Raw genomic sequence first — 19707 nt, forward strand, 5'->3', positions numbered from 1 at the left:
CCTGCCGATCCCTGCCGATCCGACGGGAGCGACGTATGGCATCGATCCGTAACAGACCCCTGGCCGCCACGGTCGCCGCGGCGCTGGGGCTGGCGGTCGCCGTGGTGGCGGCCCAGCCGGCGGGCGCCGACCCGGCCGGCGTCCTGCGCACCCTCGACTGGGAGAACCCGGCCGACCGCACCCTGCCGGCCACACCCCCGGCCGGGTTCTACAAGCAGTTCGTCACCGACCACGGGGCGACCATGGTCACCGCACCGGCCCGCGCGGGCGGGCACGCGGTGCGGTTCGAACTGAACCGCACCGACCCGAGCCCGGCCGCGGGCAGCAGGCGCGCCGAGATCAACCAGCCCGACGCGCAGCCGGCGAACGCCGAGCGCTGGTACGGCTTCAGCATCAACCTCGACCCGACCTGGGCGTACGACACCTCGTCGGAGATCGTCACCCAGTGGCACCAGTGCGACAGCGGCTGCCCCGGCGGATCGCCGCCGCTGGCGCTGCTGACCGGCAAGGGCCGCTGGCAGATCGACTTCCAGGGCGAGTTCATCGACCTCGGGCCGTACCGCACCGGGGGCTGGACCGACTGGGTCTTCCACGTGCGGTGGCGCACCGACGGCGCCGGCCTGCTGGAGGTGTGGCGGGACGGGGTCCAGGTGGTCTCCCGGACCGGTCCGGTGCACGGCGGCGGCCCGAGATCGCCGTACTTCAAGCTCGGCATCTACAAGTGGGACTGGGCCTTCTCCGACCGGGCCTCCACCGTCGACCGCCGCGTCATGTTCCACGACGAGGTACGCGTCGGCGACGAACGGGCGACGTACGCCGACGTGGCCCCCGGCGGGTCCGGCGGCTGCGCGGGCGCGGTGCCGGTCGCCGGGGTCTCGGCGAGCACCCACGAGGCGGCGAACCCGCCGGCGCAGGCCGTCGACGGCAGCCTCGGCACCCGCTGGTCGGGGAACGGTTTCGGCGCCGCGCTGACCCTCGACCTCGGCACCGTCCGGCGCCTCTGTGGCACCACCGTCGCCTGGCACCGCGGCGACCTGCGGTGGAACGACTACACCGTCTACACCTCCACCGACGGCGTCACCTACACCAAGGCATGGGAGGGCCGCAGCACCGGCGCGACGACCGCGCCGGAGACGGAACGTTTCACCCCGCGCGACGCCCGGTTCGTCCGCGTCTCCTGGTGGAACAACGCCGAGGGCAACGGCTGGGCCAGCATCACCGAGGCGGCGGTGCTCGGCCCATGACCCGGACGACCGACACCCCCTGGCCGCGACGCGGCGCGGCCCGGCGCCACCCCGGCGTGGCCCGGGCCGGCCGGGGCGCGCTCGCCGGGCTCCTGGTCGCCGCGACGGCACTGGTCGGCGGGGCCGCGACCGCCGCCGACGTACCGTCCGACGTGGTGCCGGCCATCCCCGGCTGCGGCACCGCCGTGCCGGCCACCGCCACCGCCAGCACCCACGAGGCGGCGAACCCGCCGGCGCACGCCGTCGACGGCGACCTCGGCACCCGCTGGTCGGGCCAGGGCTTCGGCGCCGCCCTGACCCTCGACCTCGGCGCCGCCCGCGACCTGTGCGGGGTCAGGGTCGCCTGGCACCGCGGCGACCTGCGGTGGAACGACTTCACCGTCTACACCTCCACCGACGGCACCGCCTTCACCAAGGTGTGGGCCGGCCGCAGCACCGGCACCACCGCCGGGTTCGAGAGTTCCCCGTTCGCGGCCCCGACCGGCGCCCGCTTCGTACGGCTGGCCTGGTGGAACAGTGCCGAGGGCAACGGCTGGGCCAGCGTGGCCGAGGTCGCCGCCCTCGTCGCCGACCCGGACCCGGGCCCGGGCGGCGGGCACGTCGTCGTCGCGGCCGGCGACATCGCCACCCGCTGCACCGGCACCTCGTGCGCCCACTGGCGCACGTCGGAACGGGCGCTGGCGATCGACCCGGACGCCGTCCTCGTGCTCGGCGACAACCAGAACAACGACGGCACCATCGAGGAGTACCGGGCGTACTACGAGCCGAGCTGGGGCCGCCTGAAGGACCGGACCCGGCCCACGCCGGGCAACCACGAATACATCCTCGGCGACGGCGCGCAGGGCTATTTCGAGTACTTCGGCGACCTGGCCCGGCCGGCCGGCACCAGCTGGTACAGCTTCGACCTCGGCAACTGGCACGTCGTGTCGCTGAACTCGGAGTACGAGCGGTCGGCCGGCGGCCCGCAGGTCGCCTGGCTGCGGGCCGACCTGGCGGCGAACACGAAGCGGTGCGTGCTCGCCTTCTGGCACCGGCCCATGTTCAGCTCCGGCGGCACGCACGGCAACTTCCCCAACATGCGGCCGTTCTGGGACGCGCTGCACGCCGCCGGCGCCGACGTGGTCCTCAACGGGCACGACCACTCCTACGAGCGGTTCGCGCCGCAGACCCCGGACGCGGTCGGGTCGCCGGCGGGAATCCGTGAGTTCGTGGTCGGCACCGGGGGCGCCACCCCGCGCGAGTTCGGCACCGTACGGGCCAACAGCGAGGTGCGGCTGCGGGTCAACGGCGTACTCAGGCTGGACCTGGGGGTCGACAGCTACTCGTGGCAGTTCGTCGACGTCGACGGCGCGGTCCTCGACGCCGGCGGCCCGGTGGGCTGTCACTGATGCCGGCGTCGCGGCCCGTGACCTCCCACGGGCCGCGACGCCCGGCCGCCCAGCCCGGGGCCGGCCGGGGTCAGCCCGCCGTCTCCCAGAGCGGGTCGACCCGAAGGCCGGGGCTGGGCAGGCCGAGCGCGGCCGGCAGGTCCCGCCGGCCGCGCACCCCGAGCTTGCCGTACGCGCGGTGCAGGTGGTTGGCGACGGTGCGCCGCGACAGCCCCAGCCGCCCGGCGATGACGTCGTCGGGCAGGCCGGCGGCGGCCAGCTCGCAGGTCTGCCGTTCCCGGCCGGTCAGCGCCGCCGACGGCCCGGCCACCTGGGTCCAGGGTGGACGGTTGCCGTCGCAGTGCCGGTGCAGCCGGCCGACCTCGGCCCGCAGCCCCGCCGCGACCCGGCCGTGGCCGGCGGCGGTGGCCAGCGCCGCCGCGGTCGACACCGCCTCCAGCGCCAGCCCCCGGTAGCCACGGCCGTCCAGCTCGGCGGCGACCGCCCGCAACCCGTCCAGGTCACCCGTCGCGGCGGCGTCGGCATGCCGCGCGAACACCTGGAACAGGTCGCTGTCGCAGCCGGCGACCACCTCGGCGAGCGCCGCCGCGACCAGCGGCGACGGGCGCAGCCGGGCCGCGAGGTAGTACGCCTGTGCCGCCTCGGTCGGCCGGCCCGCCAGCCGGTACGCCGTACCGAGCCGGGCGGCCTCCTCGGCCGCCGCCCGCCGGCCGCTCCACGCGTCGACCTGCACCGCCGCCAGCCGCAGCACCCCGTCGGTGGCCGACGACGTGGGCACCCGGCGGCCGACCTCGGCCAGCACCGTGGCGGCCCGGTCCGGGTGCCCGGTGGCGGCCAGGCCGGTCGCGTACCCGGCGAGGACGCGGATCTGCACCGCGACCGGCGCGTCCTCGTCCAGCAGCGCCCGGGCCTCCCGCAGGTGTGGCAGCGCCCGCCCGGGTCGCCCCGCCCACATCTCGCACGCACCCAGTTCCGCGGCGAGCAGTGCCGCCTCGGCCGGCACCGCGCCGGCGACCGCCGCCCGGTAGCCGGCGCCGGCGGCGTCCGTCGCCTCGTCGAGCCGGCCGGTGAGCTGCAGCGCCTGCACCCGGCAGGCGACGGCGGCGCCGCGCATCGACGACCACGGCCGGGGCGCGCCCACCCGGTCGGCGGGGAAGGCGTCGGCGACGTACGCCGGGCGACCCGCGTGGATCAGCAGGAACGCCCGCAGCGGGTCGACGACGCTGGCCACCACCGGGTCGACGACCACCAGGTCCGCCATCTCGGCCGGGCCCGGCATCGGTGCGCCACCGAACGCCGCCATCGCCAGCCGTGCGACCCGCAGCGCCGGGGCTCCGTCCCCGGTGCAGCCGCGCACCAGCTTCGCGGCATCGGCCGGCCGGCGCCGGTTCCACAACAGGTTCAGTGCCCGGACCACCACCTGGCCAGGACGGTTCGGCAGTGGGTGGCGGCCGAGCTGTTCCTCGGCCTCCACCGCCCGGTCCTGGGCGACCAGGGCCCGCCCGAGCAGCTCCGCGCCGGCCGGGCCGTCGACGTGCCGGGCCAGCGTCGCCGCCAGCGCCGCGTCGCAGCCGGCCAGGGCGTCCTCGGCGGCGCCGAGCACCTCGGCGTCGGTGATCCGGTCACCGGCCGCGAGCCGCCAGGCGACCGTCCGCGGTCCGGTGGCCCGGCCCCGCGCGGCCCGGGCCAGCTCGCGGTAGATCCGCGACCGGGCGGGGGCGTCGGCCCCGGCCCGCAGCACCTCGCCGAACAGTGGGTGACCGATTCGCACCACGAGCCGTTCGCCGTCGCGTTCCACGGCGATCAGGGCCCGCAGTTCCAGCTCCTCCAGGACGGCGGCGTCGACCAGCGTCTCCAGCACCCCGAGAGCGACCGGCTCGGCGTGCGCGACGTACGCCAGCGCGGCCGCCTCGGCCGGCGACGACGCGCCGAGCAGGTCGAGCACCAGGTCCCGCAGCTCCCGGCCGGCCCGCATCGCCCCCGCCCACCGCCACACCCCGGCGGTACGCCGCAGCGCCCCGGTGGCCACACCGGTGTCCAGCAGGTGCCGCAGGAACAGCGGGTTGCCCCGGGTGGCCCGCCACAGCCGGTCGGTGGTCAGCCCGTCGACCGGCCCGTCCAGGGCCTGCTCGACACAGTCGGCGACCGCGTCGCGGGGGAGCGCCCCGACGGTCATGGCCCGCACGAACGGCCGCTGCCGCAGCGCCGGCACGGCGCCGGCCGCCAGGTGCCCGGTACGGGTCGCGGCCAGGATCCGTACGCCAGCGGTGACCGCCAGGTGCTGCACCAGCGCGACCGAGGTGGCGTCGAGCCGGTGGACGTCGTCGACCGCCAGCACGCAGCGGCGGCCGGCCGCGGCGGCGCGCAGCTCCCGGGCAGCCGTACCGAAGGTGTCCGCCACGTCGGCGCCGGCCGGCCACGGCGTCTCGCCCGCCGACCCTGCGGCCGGGGGGAACGGCCGCCCGCCCGCCCCGGCGACCAGCACGTACGACCCGTCCGCCCGGCACCGGTCGACGATCTCGGCCAGCAGCCGGGACTTGCCGACGCCGGCCGCGCCGGTCAGCAGCACCCCCGGCTCGCCCACCCGGGCCAGCCGGGCGGCCGCCGCGTCGACCTCGGCCGCCCGGGCCACGAAGGGCCAGCCGGAGCGGAGCTTCCATTGCTTTTCCACCCGGCTTCCTTCCCGACCTGATGTCGTGGCTGGCATGGCCCATCCGCTCGTACGACACGATCCCTGCCGGTTCCAAGGAGGATCATGAGTATTTCGTACTCAATGACTTCGTCGCCGACCGTGATCGCGCCTGAGCGTACGGACACCGGCGGTGCCGGACCCGACTGGCCGGTCCTCGGCCGCGACACCGAGGCCGGGTACGGCGAGCGGACGCTCACCGCACCGGACGGCCCCGGTCTGATCGTCACCGGCGAACCCGGGGTCGGCAAGACCCGGCTCGCCGAACTCCTGCTCGACCGGTGCGCCGACCGCGGCCTGCTGGTGCTGCGCGGCGCGGCGGCCGACGCCACCCGGCACATCCCCGGCGTCGGCGTCGCCGGGCTGCGCCGGCACGACGCCCCCGACTGGCTGTCGCCCGGCAGGCGGCTGCGCGACGAACTGCCCCACGACCGGCCCGTCGTGGTCGGCATCGACGACGCCGACCACCTCGACGACGCCTCCGCCGCGATTCTCGCCGACCTTCGCGCCGTCGCCGACGTACGGCTGCTGCTGACCGCCGGCCGGGTCACCGGACTGCCGGCGGCGCTCACCGACCGGCCATTGCCCCGGCTGGAGCTGCCCAGCCTCGGCCGGGCCGTCACCTCCGAACTGCTCGACCGCGTCCTCGGCCGGGTCGACGGCCGCACCGCCGACCTGCTGTGGCGGGCCACCCGGGGCAACCCCCGACTGCTGCGGCGGATGCTCGACATCGGACTGGAGACCGGCGGGCTGACCCGCTCCCACGGCGTCTGGTCCTGGCGCGGCCGGCTCGGCGACGAGCCCCGGGTACGCGACCTCGCCAGCACCGACCTCGGCACCTTCGACGGCCCCGACCTGACCGCGCTGCGCTACGTCGCGCTCGCCGGCCGGCTGCCGGAACGGATCCTGGTCGACCTCGTCGGCGCCGACGCGGTGGCCGCCGTCGCCGGTCGCGGCGCGGTCGTCCCCTCCGGTGCCGTCGCCGTCGAGCCCGGGGCCCGGCCCCGGACGGTGACGATGGCCCACCCGCTGTACCGGCAGCTCGCCCTCGCCGGCCTCGGCCAGCTCCGGCGCCGGCAGATGTACCGCGACCTGGTCCGCGCCGCCGGCCGGGCCGGCACGCGCGGCGTCGACATCGCGAGCGCGGTGTGGTGGCGGCTGGAGGCCGACCTGCCGCGACGGGGGATCGGACCCGGGATCGCCGCCGTACGGGCGCTGGGCGCCGGTGATCCGGTCCTGGCCGAGGACCTGGCCCACCACGTCCCCGGCCCACGCGGCGTCGGACTGCGCGCCCAGGCCCTGATGGCGCAGGGCCGGGCCACCGAGACCGAACGGCTGCTCGGCGCGGTCGACCGGGACGCCGAGTTGGCCGCGCTCCGGTCGTTGAACCTGTTCTGGGGACTCAGCCGCCCGGCCGACGCCCACGCCGAGGTGCTTCGGGCCCGGGTGGCGGCCGGAACCGCCGCGGGGCCGGCCGGCGACGATCTCGAGATCGCCGAGCTGGCGGTGTCGCTGTTCACCCGCGGCGCGACCCGGGCCACCGCCGCCGGACCGGGCGACCGCCCCCGGCCGGCCTCCGACGCCGGCCCGGCGCCGGCCGCGGGCCGGTCCCGCGCCCTCAACCCGCTGGTCGCCGACGCCGCGACGACGATGAACGCCTACCTGCTGACGTTCCGTGGCCAGCCGGCCCTGGCCGCCGACCGCTTCGCCGACGGCGGCCTCGCCCTGCCGGCCCGCTGGCCGGCGATGCGCGGCTCGGCCGCCGCCTGCCACGTGCAGGCGCTCGTCCTCGCCGGCCGGCTGGCCGAGGCGACCCGGCTCGCCGACCGCTACTACGCCGAGGCGGTCCGGCGCGGCCAGCCGGTCGAGGTCGCCGTCGTCGGCCACGCGCGCGGCCTGTGCGCGATGTGGGCGGGGCGCCCGGCCGAGGCCCTGCCGGCGCTGCGCGAGGCCCGGGCCCTGGCCGACGAACACACCCCGTTCCCGGTACGGGTCTTCGTGTCCTGCGAGTACGCCGTCTGCGTCGCCACCCTCGGCCGACCCGACGAGGCGTACCGGGAACTGGACCGTGGCCTGGCCGGCATCCCCGACGACCTCGGCCTGCGCGACCGCGTCGAGTTCAGCCAGATCCGGGCACTGGCCCACTCCGGCCGCCTGGCGTACGCGGCCGACCTCGCCGACCGGCTCGCCGACCGCTACCTCGACGCGGCCCGGCTGACGACCGCCGTCGAGTGCGCGTACTTCCAGGTCCGGCTGCGCCCGTCGACCCGGGGCGCGGCCCGGCTGCGCGCCGCGGCGCGGCAGTGCGACAGCCCGCTGTTCGACCTGTTCGCCGACCACGCCGACGCGCTGGCCGCCGCCGACGCGCCCGCGCTGTGCGAGGTCGCCGACGGGTTCGCCGGGCGCGGCTACCTGGGGCTGGCGTACGAGGCGGCGGCGGCCGTGACCGGTGGCGGGCGGGCCGGCCGGGACGCCGAGCGGCGGCTCGCCGACCTCGCCCGGCGCAGCGCCGGCCCGTACCCGCCGTGGGCCGGCGGGCCGGCGGCCGACCCGCTGACGCCCCGGGAGCGGGAGGTGTGCGAGCTGGCCGCCTCCGGCCTGACCAACGCCGCCATCGCGCAGGCCCTGAACATCTCCGTCCGCACCGTCACGAACCTGCTGGAGCGGGCGTACCACAAGCTGGGCATCCACCGCCGCCGCCAGTTGCCCGCCGCCCTGTCCCGCTCCCTGATCCCGGTGATCAGGGAATAGGCCCCGCGTGTCGCCAGCGTGTCCCGGTGTCCGTTCCCTGATCACGACGATCTTGCCGAGTGGCGGCAGTTTCCGCAGGTCAGAGCTATCGTCGGCCGGGTGACGGGGTTGGTGTGCCGGTGCTGCGGGCAGTGGCGGGTGACGGTCGAGCTGATCCGTGGCCGGCACGTCTACCGGCTGGCGCACCGCCGGCGGCCCGGCACCGGCGAGGGGGTCGAGGTCGTCGGCGAGGTGCCGACCGTCGGCGCGCTGGAGAGGCTGTTGTACGTCCACGCCCGGCTCACCCTGGCCGACCTCGCCGACGCCGTCCGGTAGCCGCACCCGACGCCGGCCCGCATACGGCGCCGGCCCGCATACGGCGCCGGCCCGCACCCGGCGCCGGCCCGCACCCGGCGCCGGCCCGCACCGCGGGTCGCGGTGCGGGCCGGTACGCCGGGGTCGCGCCGTCACTGCGACGGCTGCGGGACCTCACACTCGATCTTCGGGTTGGCACCCATGTAGTTCAGCGGGCCGGCGATCGCGGTGACCACCACCGTGCCGGCCTTGGCACAGTTGGCGTCGTCACCGTCGAAGTAGCCGCGCTGACCAGCCGCCACCACGCCGATCAGCACCCAGATCAGCAGCAGCACACCGACTATCGATCCTCCGCGCACGAGAGCCTCCCAGGTCGTACGAGTCGCCGCGTCCACTCTGGACCGTCATGTCCGGCGATGCCTGACCATTCGTACCCAGAGCCGGCGGCGCCCTAAACAGCACCGACTTGCGCCGGCCGGGGAGGATGGCGCGATGGGCTGGAACACGACCGCGATCTTCGCCGCCGGCTGGACCACCGACCGGCTGCTCGAACTGGCGCCCGACGACCTGCGCCACCGGCCGACCGGCGAACTCGTCGGCCTGGACGAGGCGGGCTCCGCATTCCCCGGCGGGCGCCTCTACGTACGCGAAGACGCCGGCTGGGCCCAGCTCTGGGACCCCGAACTGCGGGTGATGCCGTTCGCCCCCGAACCCGGACGCGACGGGCTGGCCGCCCCCGGCACCCGCGTCGTCGGCGTCATCTTCGCCAGCGTCAGCAGCACCTACGGCTTCTGGTACGTCGAGGACGGGAAACTCGTCCGCCAGATCGTCTTCCAGGACGGCGAGCCGGTCCAGGACGACGGCGAGCCGCTGCCGGTCGAGTCAGGGATCGAGTTTCCGGAGTGGGGTCCCGACGAGGACTTCGTCTTCGCCGTGATCCGGGCGGTGACCGGCTTCGAACCCGACGACGAACCGCGCTACGCCGTACACGAGGTGGACTGAGCCGGCTGGTGGGCGGCCCTGGCCGCCAGCGACGCCCGGCCGGTGGCGGCCCTAGCCGGCGGCGACGTCCGGCCGGCCGGCGGTCAGCTTGCGCGGCGCGGTGAGCAGCCACGCCTCGGTGACCAGTTCGGCCAGCTCGTCCGGTGGCACGTGCGCCAGCCGCACCAGCACCCACCCGAACCGGCCCGAGCAGTGCGACCGCTCGTACGCCACCGGGTTGTCCAGCACCAGCGCCGCCTGCTCGTCGCGGGTCGCCTTCACCACCAGCGTCTCGCCGTCGTCGGACAGGTAGGCGAAACCCTTGCCCCGGACCCGGAACGCCACGTCGTCGCGCGACTGGTGCTGCTCGACGCCGGCCAGCCCCCCGGCCAGCCGCAGCACCTCGTCGGCGCTGACCCCGCCGCCACTGACGTCTGCCATACCCGCAGGTTTACCAGCCCGGGCGTCGTCCCGCGACCGGCCGGGCCGGCACGCCGCCGGCCGGCACGCCGCCGGGCGGTCCGGCCGGCCGCATGGCGCCGGGCGCACACGACCGCGGCGCCGGGGACGCGGTCCACACCGCACCCCCGGCGCCGCCGGTGCCCATCCCCGAGGTCGGGCTACTTCGTCTGCGCCGCCACCTCGTAGAGGCGTTCCGGCGTCACCAGGCCGCCGATCACCCGGCCGTCGTCGGTGAGCAGCACGTTGAACAGGTGGGTCGAGAAGAGCCGCCCGCTGCCCCAGTCACCGCTGACCGCCGGGAACTGGTCGAGCATGCCGGCGAGCTGGGCCAGGTCGGCGCCGGGCTCGCCGCCCGCGCCGGGCGTGCCGGGTGCCCCGGGCGCCGACTCGGGCATGGTCCCGACCAGTACCGTCGTCCAGCCGGTGCCGACCGTACGGGTCTCCGGCCGCTGCTCCGGCGCCGTGCCGGGTTCGGCGGACTCGCCGTCCGGCCGGTGCCCGCCGAACGGCGCACCGTCCGGGCCGGCACCCTTGGCGTCACTCTCGGTCACCTTCGTGCCCGGCGGCGGGTTGAACACGAACTGCTCCGGCGCCGGCCGGTTGAAGTCGACCTGGGTGAACGCGACCTCGAACGCCGGCTCCTCGACGCCCTCGGCGAACACCTCGAACCGCAGCGGCACCTTCTCCTCGGCGTCGATCGCGATCCGGATCTCCTCGACCAGCGACGCCTTGTCGCGCGGGGCGAGAATCAGCTCGTACGCGTCCCGCCCGGCGATCGTCGCCGACCGGCCGACCCGTACCTCGGTGGTCGGGTCGATGGCGGCCAGCGCCTTGTCGGCGGCCTCTTCCGGGGTGGCCGGCAGCCCGCCGGGCAGCTCCGGCGACTCCTCCTTCTTGCCCGGGTCGAGCTTGTAGTGGACGGCCTCCTTCTTCTGGCTCGACCAGACCCAGGCGTCGGAGCCGTTGCGGATCACGTCGGTCTCGCCGAGCGTGCCGACCAGGGCGATCCGGGCCTGGTCCGGCCCGGCGTACCAGACCCGCAGCGTGTGCCGGCCGGTCGCCAGCGCCGCGAGTTCGGAGCTGTTGCCGGCCAGCGTCTCCAGCGCCGGCGGCAGGCCGAGGTCGGCCCGTTGCAGCACGGTGCCGGACAGGCCGTCCAGGCGGGCGGTCTGCAGGTCGACCAGGAGTTGGGCCGCGTCGCGTGGCGGCAGGTTCGGTTCGGACGCGGCCGCGAGCGTGCCGATCGCCGCGCCGCCGCCCAGGACGACCACGGCGGCACTGGTGGGGACGAGCCAGCGCAGCGCGGGACGGGACTGGAACAGTGACATGTTGTGTACCTCCTGGCACCCATCGTGCCCCGAATGCCCTGTGAGACGGCTGAGAAACCGGACGCCGAGCTGTGCCCGGGCTGAGAAGGGGCATGGTTGACCGGGAGCCGGGATGGCACGCTTGACGGCGTGCGGTTGCTGGTGGTGGAAGACGAGGCGCGGCTCGCTACCGCGCTGCAGCGTGGCCTGCAGGCCGAGGGGTTCGTGGTCGACGTCGCCGCCGACGGGCCGAGCGGTCTCGACCTGGCCCGGCACGGCGGCTACGACGCGATGATCCTCGACGTCATGCTGCCCGGCCTGTCCGGCTACCGGGTGGTCCGGCAACTGCGCGCCGAGGAGCACTGGCTGCCGGTCCTCATGCTGTCGGCCAAGGACGGCGAGTACGACCAGGCCGACGGCCTCGACTGCGGCGCCGACGACTACCTGACCAAACCCTTCTCGTACGTCGTCCTGCTGGCCCGGCTGCGGGCGCTGCTGCGCCGGGGCGCCCCGCAACGGCCGGCCGTACTCACCGCCGGTGAACTCAGCCTCGACCCGGCCCGCCGCCGGGTGACCCGCGGCGATTCCGAGGTCGGGCTGACCGCCCGCGAGTACGCGCTCCTGGAATACCTGATGCGCCGGGCCGGGCAGGTCGTCTCCAAGACCGAACTGCTCGACCACGTGTGGGACGCCGGGGTGGAGACCGCCCCGAACGCGGTCGAGGTCTACGTCGGCTACCTGCGCCGCAAGATCGGCCGGGACCTGCTGGAGACCGTCCGGGGCGCGGGCTACCGGCTGGCGACATGACCACCAGCCCGCCCCGCACGGCACCGGCCGGGCCGGCGACCGGTGGCCCCGACGGACCGGCGGGCGGGGCCGGGACCGCCGGTCCGCCACCGGGCCGGGCGCCCGCTACCGCTGCCGCGCCGCGCGGCGGGTGGCGCCGCCTGCTGCCGGCCGGCCTGCGCGGCCGCCTCATGGTCGTCGCCGTGGCGGGGCTGACCGCCGGGCTCCTCCTGGGCGGGATCGCACTCGTCGGCACGCTGGCCTACGCCCTGGAACGCAGCGCCGACAACGAGGCCCGCCGCATCGCCGAGGCGGTCGCCATGCTGGTCACCGAGGACGCCCTGCCCGACCCGCTGCCGGTCGTCGGCACCACCGTCAAGGTCCAGGTCATCGACCCGCAGCGCCGCGTCCGGTCCGCCTCGATCGACGCCGACCGGCTGGTCCCGATGCTGTTCGGCGACGAACTCGACCGGGCCCTCGACGACGGGCCGGTGTTCATCCCCGGCGACCGGCTCGGCCTGCACGGCCCGGTACGCGTCGTCGCGATCCGGGCCGGGCCCGCCGACCACCCGCAGACGGTGCTGGTCGGCAAGTCGATGGCCGACGTCGCCCACAGCGTCGACCTGCTCAAGACCAGCCTGATGATCGGGTTCCCGCTGCTGCTGGCGCTGCTCGCGGTCGTCGCCTGGCGGGTCATCGGGGCGACCCTGCGCCCGGTCGAGGCCCTGCGGGCCGGCGCGGAGGAGATCACCGGCGGCGCCCGCCCGGGCCAGCTGCCGGTGCCGGAGTCGCACGACGAGATCCACCGGCTGGCGGTGACCCTCAACGGGATGCTCGACCGGCTCGAAGCGGCCCGCGGCCGGCAACGCGCCTTCGTCGCCGACGCCGCCCACGAACTGCGCAGCCCGCTGGCGAACATGCGCACCCAGCTCGAGGTCGCCCAGCGCCTCGGACCGCGCAGCGACTGGCCGGCGGTCGCCGACGACCTGCTCGCCGACACCGAGCGGCTCAGCCGGCTGGTCGACGACCTGCTGCTGCTGGCCCGCGTCGACGACGCCGGCCCGCGACCGGCCCGGGTCGGGCCGGTCGAACTCGGCGAACTGATCGGAGAGGCGGCCGGCCGCCACCCGTCGCCGCCGGTCCGGGTCGAACCGCCGGACGATCCGCTGTGGACGGTCGGTGCCCCGGACCAGCTCGGCCGGGTCGTCGCCAACCTCGTCGACAACGCCGTACGGCACGCCCACGGCGAGGTGGTCGTGTCGGCGTACCCCGAACCGCCGTACCAGGTGGTCATGGTCACCGACGACGGACCCGGCATCCCGGCCGCCGACCGCGACCGGGTCTTCGACCGGTTCACCCGGCTCGACGACGCGCGGGCCCGCGACGCCGGCGGCGCCGGACTCGGCCTCGCGATCGTGCGCGAACTCGTCCGCCAGCACGGCGGCACCGTGCGGCTCACCGACGCCCGGCCGGACCCGGCCCGGCCCGGGCTGCGGGTCGAGGTACGCCTGCCGGCAGCCCCCGGCTGACCGTCAGCCGCGTTCCGTGCAGACCGGCTCGGAGCGCCCGACCAGGTCCGTGGAGTAGACGACCGCGACCACGAAGCAGTAGTCGACGCTGGAGTCCAGCCCGTACACGACGTAGCTCGACGTGCCCGGCGCCAGATCCTGGAACGCCCGCGGCTCCTGCCCGGTGCGACCCGCCGACACCACGACCGGCCCCTCCGCGCCCGGCGGGTACGTCCACGTCAGCGTCACGCTGTCGCGGTTGTCGGTCACCGTCACCCCGCCCGGCGGGGTACCGGGCTCGGCCGGCGGCGGCGCGGCCGGCGACGTCGGCCCGGGGGCACCGGTCGCCGGCGGGACCGGCTGGCCACCGGCGTCCGGGGCCGGCTCACGACGGTCGGCGAGCGCGAACCCGGCGATCACCGCGACCGCGCCGAGGGCGACGACGACCAGCCCGGCCAGGATCACCGGCACCAGACGCCGGTCCGGCGGGGGTGCCGGCGGCCGCCGCACCGGGACCGGCAGCGCGTTGCGGCGACGTACCGGCAGGTCGCCGCGCTGGCGCACGGCCAGGTCGGTCGTCGGGGTACGGCGTAGCTCGTGCACCCCCGGGTGGGCGTCGCCGGCCGGCGCGCCGCCGGCCGTGAACTGTCCGCGGTCGGGGCCGGTCGGCGCGAAGTCGGGCACGTCCGGCGGCAGCGCCGGCTCCCGCTCCGGCCAGGCCTCCTGACCGGTCGGCCCGGGCTCACGCCAGGCCGGCTCCTGGTCCGGCCAGGCCCGTTTGGTGAGGTCCGGGCGCCGGGCCGCGTCCGGTTCCGGGTACGTCGGCTCGGCGTACCCCCGCTCCGGATACCCGGTGCCGCGGTCGGCCGGGTCGTCCCAGGGCTGCTCCGCGTTCCACGGCTGGTCAGGCGCGGCGTCGTACCGGACGGCCCGGTTGTCGGCGTCGGGATACCGGTCGTCGGGGCGGTCGGTGTCGTACCGGTCGGCCTGGTCTCGGTCGGCTTGGTACGGGGCAGCGTCGTCCCGGTCGGCTTGGTACCGGTCGGCTTCGGGCCAGTCGGGTTTGATGGGGCCGGGGTCCGACCAGGTGGAGTCGGGGCGGTCGGGGCCGGGGCGTTCGGGTTCGGGACGGTCGGTGGCTGCCCAGGCGTCCTCGGGGTGGCGGGCGTCCGGCCAGCCCGGGGCGGTGTGGTTCGCGTCCGGCCAGCCACCGTCGGTGGGTTCGGTGGCCGGCCGGCCGGCGGCGGCGCGGTCGGGGTCAGGCCGGTCGAGGGGGTCGGTGGCCGTCCAGTCGCGGTCGAGGTGGCCGGCGTCCGTCCGGTCGGGGTCGGGGCGGTCGAGGTCCGGCCAGCCGCGGTCGGACAGCGGATCGGGGTGCACGCCGTTGGCGTGGGCTTCCTCGCCGGGCCGGTTGCCGGCGCCGAGCGGGTCGTCGGACCAGGCCCGGTCGTCGTAGCCGGTGTCCGTACCGGTGGGATCGTCGCGCCAGGGCTGCTCCGACCCCGGGCCGGCCGGGTCGTGGTACCAGGCCCGGTCGTCGTAGGTCGCCGGTCCGGTCGGGGCGTCGTCCCGGTCCCGGTCGGTGCCGGCGGTTGCCGGCTCCGGGCGCTCGTCGGGCTCACCCGGCTCGGGCGGCCACCATCGGTCGGCCGGCGGGTCGGCGAGGTCCGGGCGTTCCGGGGCGTCGGGTTCGTCCGGGAAACCGGACCCCTCCGGCCGGTCCTGCCCGGTGTCCGGCCGATCCGGCCCGGGGTCCGGGCGTTCCTCCCACGGCGGCGGCCCGGCATCCCCACCGGTCGGGATCGGCTCGTCGACCAAGGAGGAGTCGTGGCTCTCTCCCGGCGTGTCGCCCGCAACAAGTCCTTGATCGCGCCCCGAGGGCGGGGCGGGTGCGGGGGCGGGGGGAGAGGGTGGGGGTGGGGGAGTGGCGCAGAGGTGGTCGGGGGTGGCGGTGGCCCGGGCCAGGGCCGCCACCTGCACGGCGAGCGGATGGTCGGGCGGCAGGCTCTCCCGGCACAGTTCCTGGGCCAGGGCGAGGTTGTCGTTGGCCTCGGTGAACCGTCCGCAGTCGCGCTGCATCGCGCCGAGCCGGGCGAGCATCTTGATCCCGCTCGGGTGGGTGTCGCCGTACACCTCCCGGTGCAGCGACCAGGCGTCCTCGAGGCGGTTGCGGGCGACCTCGCACTCGCCCCGGGCGTATTCGACGGTGGCCAGGTCGGCGTGGGCGGCCAGCACCCGCAGTGACTCGGGTCCGTCGATCGAGGTCAGTTCGGCGATCACATCGCGGTAGAGGTGGGCGGCGCGGGCCTGGCTGCCGACCCGGTGGAGTACGGCGGCCAGGGTGGCGGCGGCGCCGACGGTGCGCTCGTCGTGCGCACCGTGCAGGCGGCCGACGGCGGCGTACGCGAACGCGGCCCACGGCCTGGCGGCGCGCGGGTCGCCGAGGGTGAGCAGCAGCCGCGCGTGCAGGCCGGCGGCCTCGGCCAGGTCGTCCGAGGCGTTGGCGGGGCTGGGATCGGCGCCGACGAGTGCTCCGGCGAGCAGATCCCGGGCGCCGGCCAGGTCGCCGGCGGCGACGAGGTCGTGTGCGCGTGTGGTGATTTCCCCCAGCCCGATTGACACGCCCCATCGTGCGTGTACGGCAACGTTCAGTACAAGGGGGCGAAGGCGGGTTCTTTGGTCATTAAGCCGTCCGATCCGGTTGGAGGTGGTCGATGAGCGCCTCGCTGATCCGGCGCAACTGGTCGACCTGGGCCGGGGTGAGCGGGTCGAACAGGTGGGTGCGGACGCCTTCGACGTGGCCGTGGGCGGCGGCGGCCAGCACCTCGAAGCCGTGGTCGGTGAGGACGGCGATCTGTCCGCGCCGGTCGGTGGGGCAGTTGTCCCGGCGTACCCAGCCGGCCTCCTCCAGCCTGGCGACGGCGTGCGAAAGCCGGCTGCGGGACGAGCCGCTGGCGTCGGCGAGTTCGCTCATCCGTAGCCGCCGGTCGGGCGCCTCGGAGAGTCGGACCAGGATCTCGTAGTACGCGTGCGGCATGCCGGCGTCGCGCTGCAGTTCGCGGTCGAGGGTTTCCATCAGTGCGCGGGAGGCGGTGAGGAACGCGCGCCAGGTGCGCTGCTCGTCGGGGTCCAGCCAGCGGGTCATGACCACGATCATACCCGAACTGATTGAACTCTCAACTAAACTCGGCTACCGTCGAGTCCATGGGCATCCACCGTCTCAACCACGCCGTCCTGTTCGTCAGTGAACTTTCCCGCAGCGTCGCCTTCTACCGCGACGTGCTCGGCTTCCGTCCGGTCCCGATGACCCCGGACGGGTTCGCCGGGGCCGCCTTCCTCCAGGCCCCGGGCTCCACCAACGACCACGACCTGGGCCTGTTCGAGGTCGGGCCGGGCGCCGCCGCGTCGCCGGCCGGCCGCGGCACGGTCGGCCTCTACCACCTGGCCTGGGAGGTCGACACCCTCGACGAGCTCGAGGCCACCATGGTCCGGCTGGTCGGGGCGGACGCCCTGGTCGGCAGCTCCGACCACGGGACCACCAAGAGCCTGTACGGCAAGGACCCCGACGGGCTGGAGTTCGAGATCGTCTGGCTGATCCCGAAGGACCTGCTCGACCAGGAGGCCCTCGACGCCCGCCGGCGGATCCGCCCGCTCGACCTCGGGCGCGAGAAGCGGCGGTACGGCGGCCAGACCCGCGGCGGCGTCGGCATCTCCGTACCGGCCTGACCCGGACGCCGCCCGCCGCCGTTACCGCCCGTCGCCCGGCACCGGACCCCGCGTCGGTCGGGTCCGCTGCCGGGCGGGTAGAACCGACGCATGCCGCTTCGCGCCGTCACCGGTCACCTGCTCATCCGTCAACTCGGCCACTGGCTGCCCGACGCGCTGCACCGGTCCCGCCGGGCGACCCTCGTGCAGGCGTACGGCGGTGACCCCGACGGCACCCCCGAGGCGGCGCTGCGCGCCTGCGGGGAAGCCGCCCACCTGCTGCGTGGCCGGCAGCTCACCGTCGTCGTGGTCGCCGATCACGCGGTCGACGTCGTCGCCCGGCTCGACGCGCCGTCGCCCGGGATGGCGGTGCACGGCGTACCTGGTGGTCCCGACCGGGTGCCGGTCGCGCTGAAGGCCGCGGCGGCCGCCGGCGCGCCCGTGCTGACGTACCTGGACGCCCCGACCGGGCCGGCGCCCGGGCCGGCGACGCTCGCCGCGGTGGCCGGCGGCCGGCCGGGGGAGCTGCTCATGGTCCTCGGCCCGGCGGCCAGCGCCGGGTACGACCACCGGGCGGCGCTGGCCGCGGCCGGCTTCCCGCTGGTCACCGCCGTCGAGTTGGTCCCGCCGGACGGGGACGGGCGGTGGCTCGTCGTCTACGCCACCCGGCTCGGCCGGGCGCTCGACGCGTTCAAGGAGGCGTTGTGGGCGGTCGACGGGGCCGGCGGGGTGCGCTACCGCGACCCGGACGACCCCGACGCGGCGCCGGTCGACGTCACGCCCGGCCCGGACCTGGCGCCACTGCGCCGCGCGCTGGTCGCCCACCTCGACCGGGTACGGCGGGCGAGCGTCACCGACCTGCGCCGGTTCACCGCCACCGCCACGATCTACCGGTCCGGTGACACCGACCGGGTGCTCGCCGACCTGCTGGCCGCCGGGGCGGTCGGCCGCGAGCCGCGTGACGGCCGGCTGGCCGGTGACGTGGTCATTTCGACTTCTTCCTGATCCGGTCGGTGATCAGGTCGATGAAGATCGACGCGCCGGTGGCGAGCACGACCAGGTTGAACGCCATCTGCACCATCACCACCGCCCGGGCGAGTTGGCCGGTGGGGTGCACGTCGCCGTATCCGACGGTGGCGAGGGTGGCCAGCGCGAAGTAGAGCGCGTCGGTCTTGGTCCGCAGGCTGGCGAACTGGTCGGGGCCGGAGATGGCGATGATGTAGTCGGCGAGCGCGAAGATCACCAGGCCACCGACGAGTGCGACGGCGAGTCCGGCGGCGCCACCGGCGGGTCGCGGGTCGGCGATCTGCCGGCGGATCTGCGCTCCGACGAGCCAGGCCACCAGCAGCAGGACGACCGCCGACGCGGCGCCGCGTACGACCAGCCGGGCGCCGCCGGCGTCGGGCTCGACCGGCACCAGGTAGAAGATCGCCACGATCAGGGCGCAGGTGAGCGCGGGGTGGGTGAGCAGTGGTCGAGGGGCCATGCCCGGATTGTCGGTCGCGGTGGCCGGCGCGTACGCGGAAACGGAAACGGGGTGCCGGCGGACGCCGGCACCCCGTTCACCGGGCTTCGATCATCTACTGCGGGCCTTGTCCTGCTTCCAGGACAGCGGGCCGGGCAGGTCCACGCGGTGTGCCCTGGCCCGGGAGTTCCAGGACCATCGGCCGATCTTGACGCTCCACGACGAGAAGCCGTTCTCGGTGAAGTTGAGAATGATCGGTCCGTACTTCTTGCGCTTGCGGAACATCAGGCCCATGGCTGTGCTCCCTTCGGATTCGACTGCTCAACCGGGGCTGGATCGAAGTTTCCCTTTCGGTCGAACGGTCAAACGCCGCTTCGTGCGCCATGCTGGACAGTGTGGCATCGATCAATTCCAAAACCTATCTAGCATGTAGGAGATTGGGTCATGAGTCGCCTGTCAGGGCTTGATTATGGTCGCCTCATGGAGTTGAATCCCACCATCTGGATGGCCGTTGACGGTGCCCGTCGGCCGGCGGCAGCATGAGTGGCATGCCGCAGCGGGCCGAGATGATCCGCCTTGGACAAGAGGAGATCCCGTGACCGCTGCCGACCTCGCTCGCGTCGACGCCGATCTGTTCCGTTCCGTCCTGCGCCGCCAGGCCGCGTCCGTCACCGTCGTGACGGCCGCCGGCGACCCACCCGCCGGATTCACCGCCACCTCGTTCACCTCGGTCTCCCTCGACCCGCCCCTGGTGTCGTTCTGCCTCGGCCGCGACTCGTCGAGCTGGCCCACCGTCGACCGGGCCGGCCACCTGGCCGTGCACCTGCTCGCCGAGGGACAGGAGGAGGTCGCCCGGATCTTCGCCACCAGCGGCATCGACCGCTTCGCCACCCACACCGGCTGGCACCGCGGGCCGCACGACGTGCCGATCATCGACGGCGCGCTGGCCTGGCTGCTCTGCCGCCCGGTGCAGCGCATACCGGCCGGCGACCACACGATCGTGGTCGCCCAGCCGATCGTCGGTCGGCACGACCTCGACGGCGACCCGCTGGTCTACCACGCCGGGCGATACGCCAGCCTCGCCGAAGGGCCGGGCGTCAACCTGCTGTGACCGACGCGGCCGTCGG

Annotated in this window: 17 protein-coding genes and 1 pseudogene; 10 read left to right on the forward strand and 8 right to left on the reverse strand. The window is 75.6% G+C overall.

Translation table 11 applies throughout. The features are described 5' to 3' along the window. Positions 1-35 precede the first annotated feature (35 nt). Positions 36-1244 (forward strand): heparin lyase I family protein, encoded by a 1209-nt coding sequence (locus tag AB0M79_RS16625; protein WP_364213809.1) that lies wholly within the window; start codon positions 36-38, stop codon positions 1242-1244. Beyond that, entirely contained in the window at positions 1241-2632 is a 1392-nt protein-coding gene (locus AB0M79_RS16630) for a discoidin domain-containing protein (protein WP_364213812.1), read from the forward strand. Before AB0M79_RS16625 ends, AB0M79_RS16630 begins: the two co-directional genes overlap by 4 nt. Positions 2633-2702: 70 nt before the next feature. Here the strand turns inward: AB0M79_RS16630 and AB0M79_RS16635 are convergent, their stop codons facing one another. Beyond that, entirely contained in the window at positions 2703-5303 is a 2601-nt protein-coding gene (locus tag AB0M79_RS16635; RefSeq protein WP_364213815.1) for a helix-turn-helix transcriptional regulator, read from the reverse strand. Positions 5304-5423: 120 nt separating this feature from the next. On the opposite strand from AB0M79_RS16635, the gene AB0M79_RS16640 reads away from it, so the two are divergent. Both AB0M79_RS16640 and AB0M79_RS16645 read left to right on the forward strand, forming a co-directional pair. Continuing rightward, complete coding sequence (locus AB0M79_RS16640; RefSeq protein WP_364213818.1) at positions 5424-8072, forward strand: LuxR C-terminal-related transcriptional regulator; 2649 nt, start codon at positions 5424-5426, stop codon at positions 8070-8072. Positions 8073-8171: 99 nt separating this feature from the next. After that, positions 8172-8387, forward strand: a complete 216-nt coding sequence (locus AB0M79_RS16645; protein ID WP_357543776.1) for a hypothetical protein — start codon at positions 8172-8174, stop codon at positions 8385-8387. 131 nt (positions 8388-8518) lie between these two features. Here AB0M79_RS16645 and AB0M79_RS16650 read toward each other — a convergent pair whose 3' ends face one another. After that, positions 8519-8725: a hypothetical protein gene (locus AB0M79_RS16650; RefSeq protein ID WP_364213821.1), complete on the reverse strand. Its 207-nt coding sequence runs from the start codon at positions 8723-8725 to the stop codon at positions 8519-8521. A 133-nt stretch (positions 8726-8858) separates the two neighbouring features. Between AB0M79_RS16650 and AB0M79_RS16655 the strand changes: the two genes are divergently transcribed. After that, positions 8859-9368, forward strand: a complete 510-nt coding sequence (locus AB0M79_RS16655) for a hypothetical protein (protein ID WP_364213824.1) — start codon at positions 8859-8861, stop codon at positions 9366-9368. A gap of 51 nt (positions 9369-9419) precedes the next feature. Here the strand turns inward: AB0M79_RS16655 and AB0M79_RS16660 are convergent, their stop codons facing one another. Next, positions 9420-9788 carry an MmcQ/YjbR family DNA-binding protein gene (locus tag AB0M79_RS16660; RefSeq protein WP_364213826.1) on the reverse strand — a complete coding sequence of 123 codons (369 nt, stop codon included), beginning with the start codon at positions 9786-9788 and terminating at the stop codon, positions 9420-9422. Positions 9789-9967: 179 nt separating this feature from the next. Then, entirely contained in the window at positions 9968-11137 is a 1170-nt protein-coding gene (locus AB0M79_RS16665; protein ID WP_364213829.1) for a hypothetical protein, read from the reverse strand. Between the two features lie 129 nt (positions 11138-11266). Here AB0M79_RS16665 and AB0M79_RS16670 point away from each other — a divergent pair, with 129 nt between their 5' ends. Together AB0M79_RS16670 and AB0M79_RS16675 are read left to right on the forward strand one after the other, a co-directional pair. Next, entirely contained in the window at positions 11267-11923 is a 657-nt protein-coding gene (locus AB0M79_RS16670) for a response regulator transcription factor (protein WP_364213832.1), read from the forward strand. A gap of 170 nt (positions 11924-12093) precedes the next feature. Further along, entirely contained in the window at positions 12094-13431 is a 1338-nt protein-coding gene (locus AB0M79_RS16675) for a HAMP domain-containing sensor histidine kinase (RefSeq protein WP_364214257.1), read from the forward strand. A 1608-nt stretch (positions 13432-15039) separates the two neighbouring features. Here the strand turns inward: AB0M79_RS16675 and AB0M79_RS16680 are convergent. Then, a pseudogene (locus AB0M79_RS16680) lies at positions 15040-16032 on the reverse strand (tetratricopeptide repeat protein); the annotation flags it as partial. 61 nt (positions 16033-16093) lie between these two features. Continuing rightward, a complete protein-coding gene (locus tag AB0M79_RS16685) occupies positions 16094-16567 on the reverse strand; it encodes a MarR family transcriptional regulator (protein ID WP_364213835.1) in 474 nt (157 codons plus the stop codon). A 47-nt stretch (positions 16568-16614) separates the two neighbouring features. Here AB0M79_RS16685 and AB0M79_RS16690 point away from each other — a divergent pair, with 47 nt between their 5' ends. Beyond that, on the forward strand, positions 16615-17136 hold the full coding sequence (locus AB0M79_RS16690) for a VOC family protein (RefSeq protein ID WP_364213838.1): 522 nt from the start codon (positions 16615-16617) through the stop codon (positions 17134-17136). 90 nt (positions 17137-17226) lie between these two features. Continuing rightward, positions 17227-18120, forward strand: a complete 894-nt coding sequence (locus AB0M79_RS16695; protein WP_364213840.1) for a hypothetical protein — start codon at positions 17227-17229, stop codon at positions 18118-18120. Here the strand turns inward: AB0M79_RS16695 and AB0M79_RS16700 are convergent. Both AB0M79_RS16700 and AB0M79_RS16705 read right to left on the reverse strand, forming a co-directional pair. After that, the gene (locus AB0M79_RS16700; protein WP_364213843.1) at positions 18101-18601 is read right to left on the reverse strand and encodes a potassium channel family protein; all 501 of its coding nucleotides are present in this window, start codon (positions 18599-18601) and stop codon (positions 18101-18103) included. The genes AB0M79_RS16695 and AB0M79_RS16700 overlap by 20 nt on opposite strands. A gap of 90 nt (positions 18602-18691) precedes the next feature. Further along, positions 18692-18874: a DUF4236 domain-containing protein gene (locus AB0M79_RS16705; protein WP_357543767.1), complete on the reverse strand. Its 183-nt coding sequence runs from the start codon at positions 18872-18874 to the stop codon at positions 18692-18694. Positions 18875-19175: 301 nt separating this feature from the next. Here AB0M79_RS16705 and AB0M79_RS16710 point away from each other — a divergent pair, with 301 nt between their 5' ends. After that, the gene (locus AB0M79_RS16710) at positions 19176-19691 is read left to right on the forward strand and encodes a flavin reductase family protein (RefSeq protein WP_364213846.1); all 516 of its coding nucleotides are present in this window, start codon (positions 19176-19178) and stop codon (positions 19689-19691) included. Positions 19692-19707: the final 16 nt, after the last annotated feature.

Origin of the sequence: Polymorphospora sp. NPDC051019 (genome assembly GCF_040683055.1) — a bacterium.
Classification (GTDB): domain Bacteria; phylum Actinomycetota; class Actinomycetes; order Mycobacteriales; family Micromonosporaceae; genus Polymorphospora; species Polymorphospora lycopeni.

Bases quoted from the DNA above. Each gene is read 5' to 3' on its own strand.
- AB0M79_RS16625 (WP_364213809.1), top strand. From the start codon at position 36: ATGGCATCGATCCGTAACAGACCCCTGGCCGCCACGGTCGCCGCGGCG.
- AB0M79_RS16630 (WP_364213812.1), top strand. From the start codon at position 1,241: ATGACCCGGACGACCGACACCCCCTGGCCGCGACGCGGCGCGGCCCGG.
- AB0M79_RS16655 (WP_364213824.1), top strand. From the start codon at position 8,859: ATGGGCTGGAACACGACCGCGATCTTCGCCGCCGGCTGGACCACCGAC.
- AB0M79_RS16660 (WP_364213826.1), bottom strand. From the start codon at position 9,788: ATGGCAGACGTCAGTGGCGGCGGGGTCAGCGCCGACGAGGTGCTGCGG.
- AB0M79_RS16665 (WP_364213829.1), bottom strand. From the start codon at position 11,137: ATGTCACTGTTCCAGTCCCGTCCCGCGCTGCGCTGGCTCGTCCCCACC.
- AB0M79_RS16675 (WP_364214257.1), top strand. From the start codon at position 12,094: ATGGTCGTCGCCGTGGCGGGGCTGACCGCCGGGCTCCTCCTGGGCGGG.
- AB0M79_RS16685 (WP_364213835.1), bottom strand. From the start codon at position 16,567: ATGATCGTGGTCATGACCCGCTGGCTGGACCCCGACGAGCAGCGCACC.
- AB0M79_RS16690 (WP_364213838.1), top strand. From the start codon at position 16,615: ATGGGCATCCACCGTCTCAACCACGCCGTCCTGTTCGTCAGTGAACTT.
- AB0M79_RS16695 (WP_364213840.1), top strand. From the start codon at position 17,227: ATGCCGCTTCGCGCCGTCACCGGTCACCTGCTCATCCGTCAACTCGGC.
- AB0M79_RS16700 (WP_364213843.1), bottom strand. From the start codon at position 18,601: ATGGCCCCTCGACCACTGCTCACCCACCCCGCGCTCACCTGCGCCCTG.
- AB0M79_RS16705 (WP_357543767.1), bottom strand. From the start codon at position 18,874: ATGGGCCTGATGTTCCGCAAGCGCAAGAAGTACGGACCGATCATTCTC.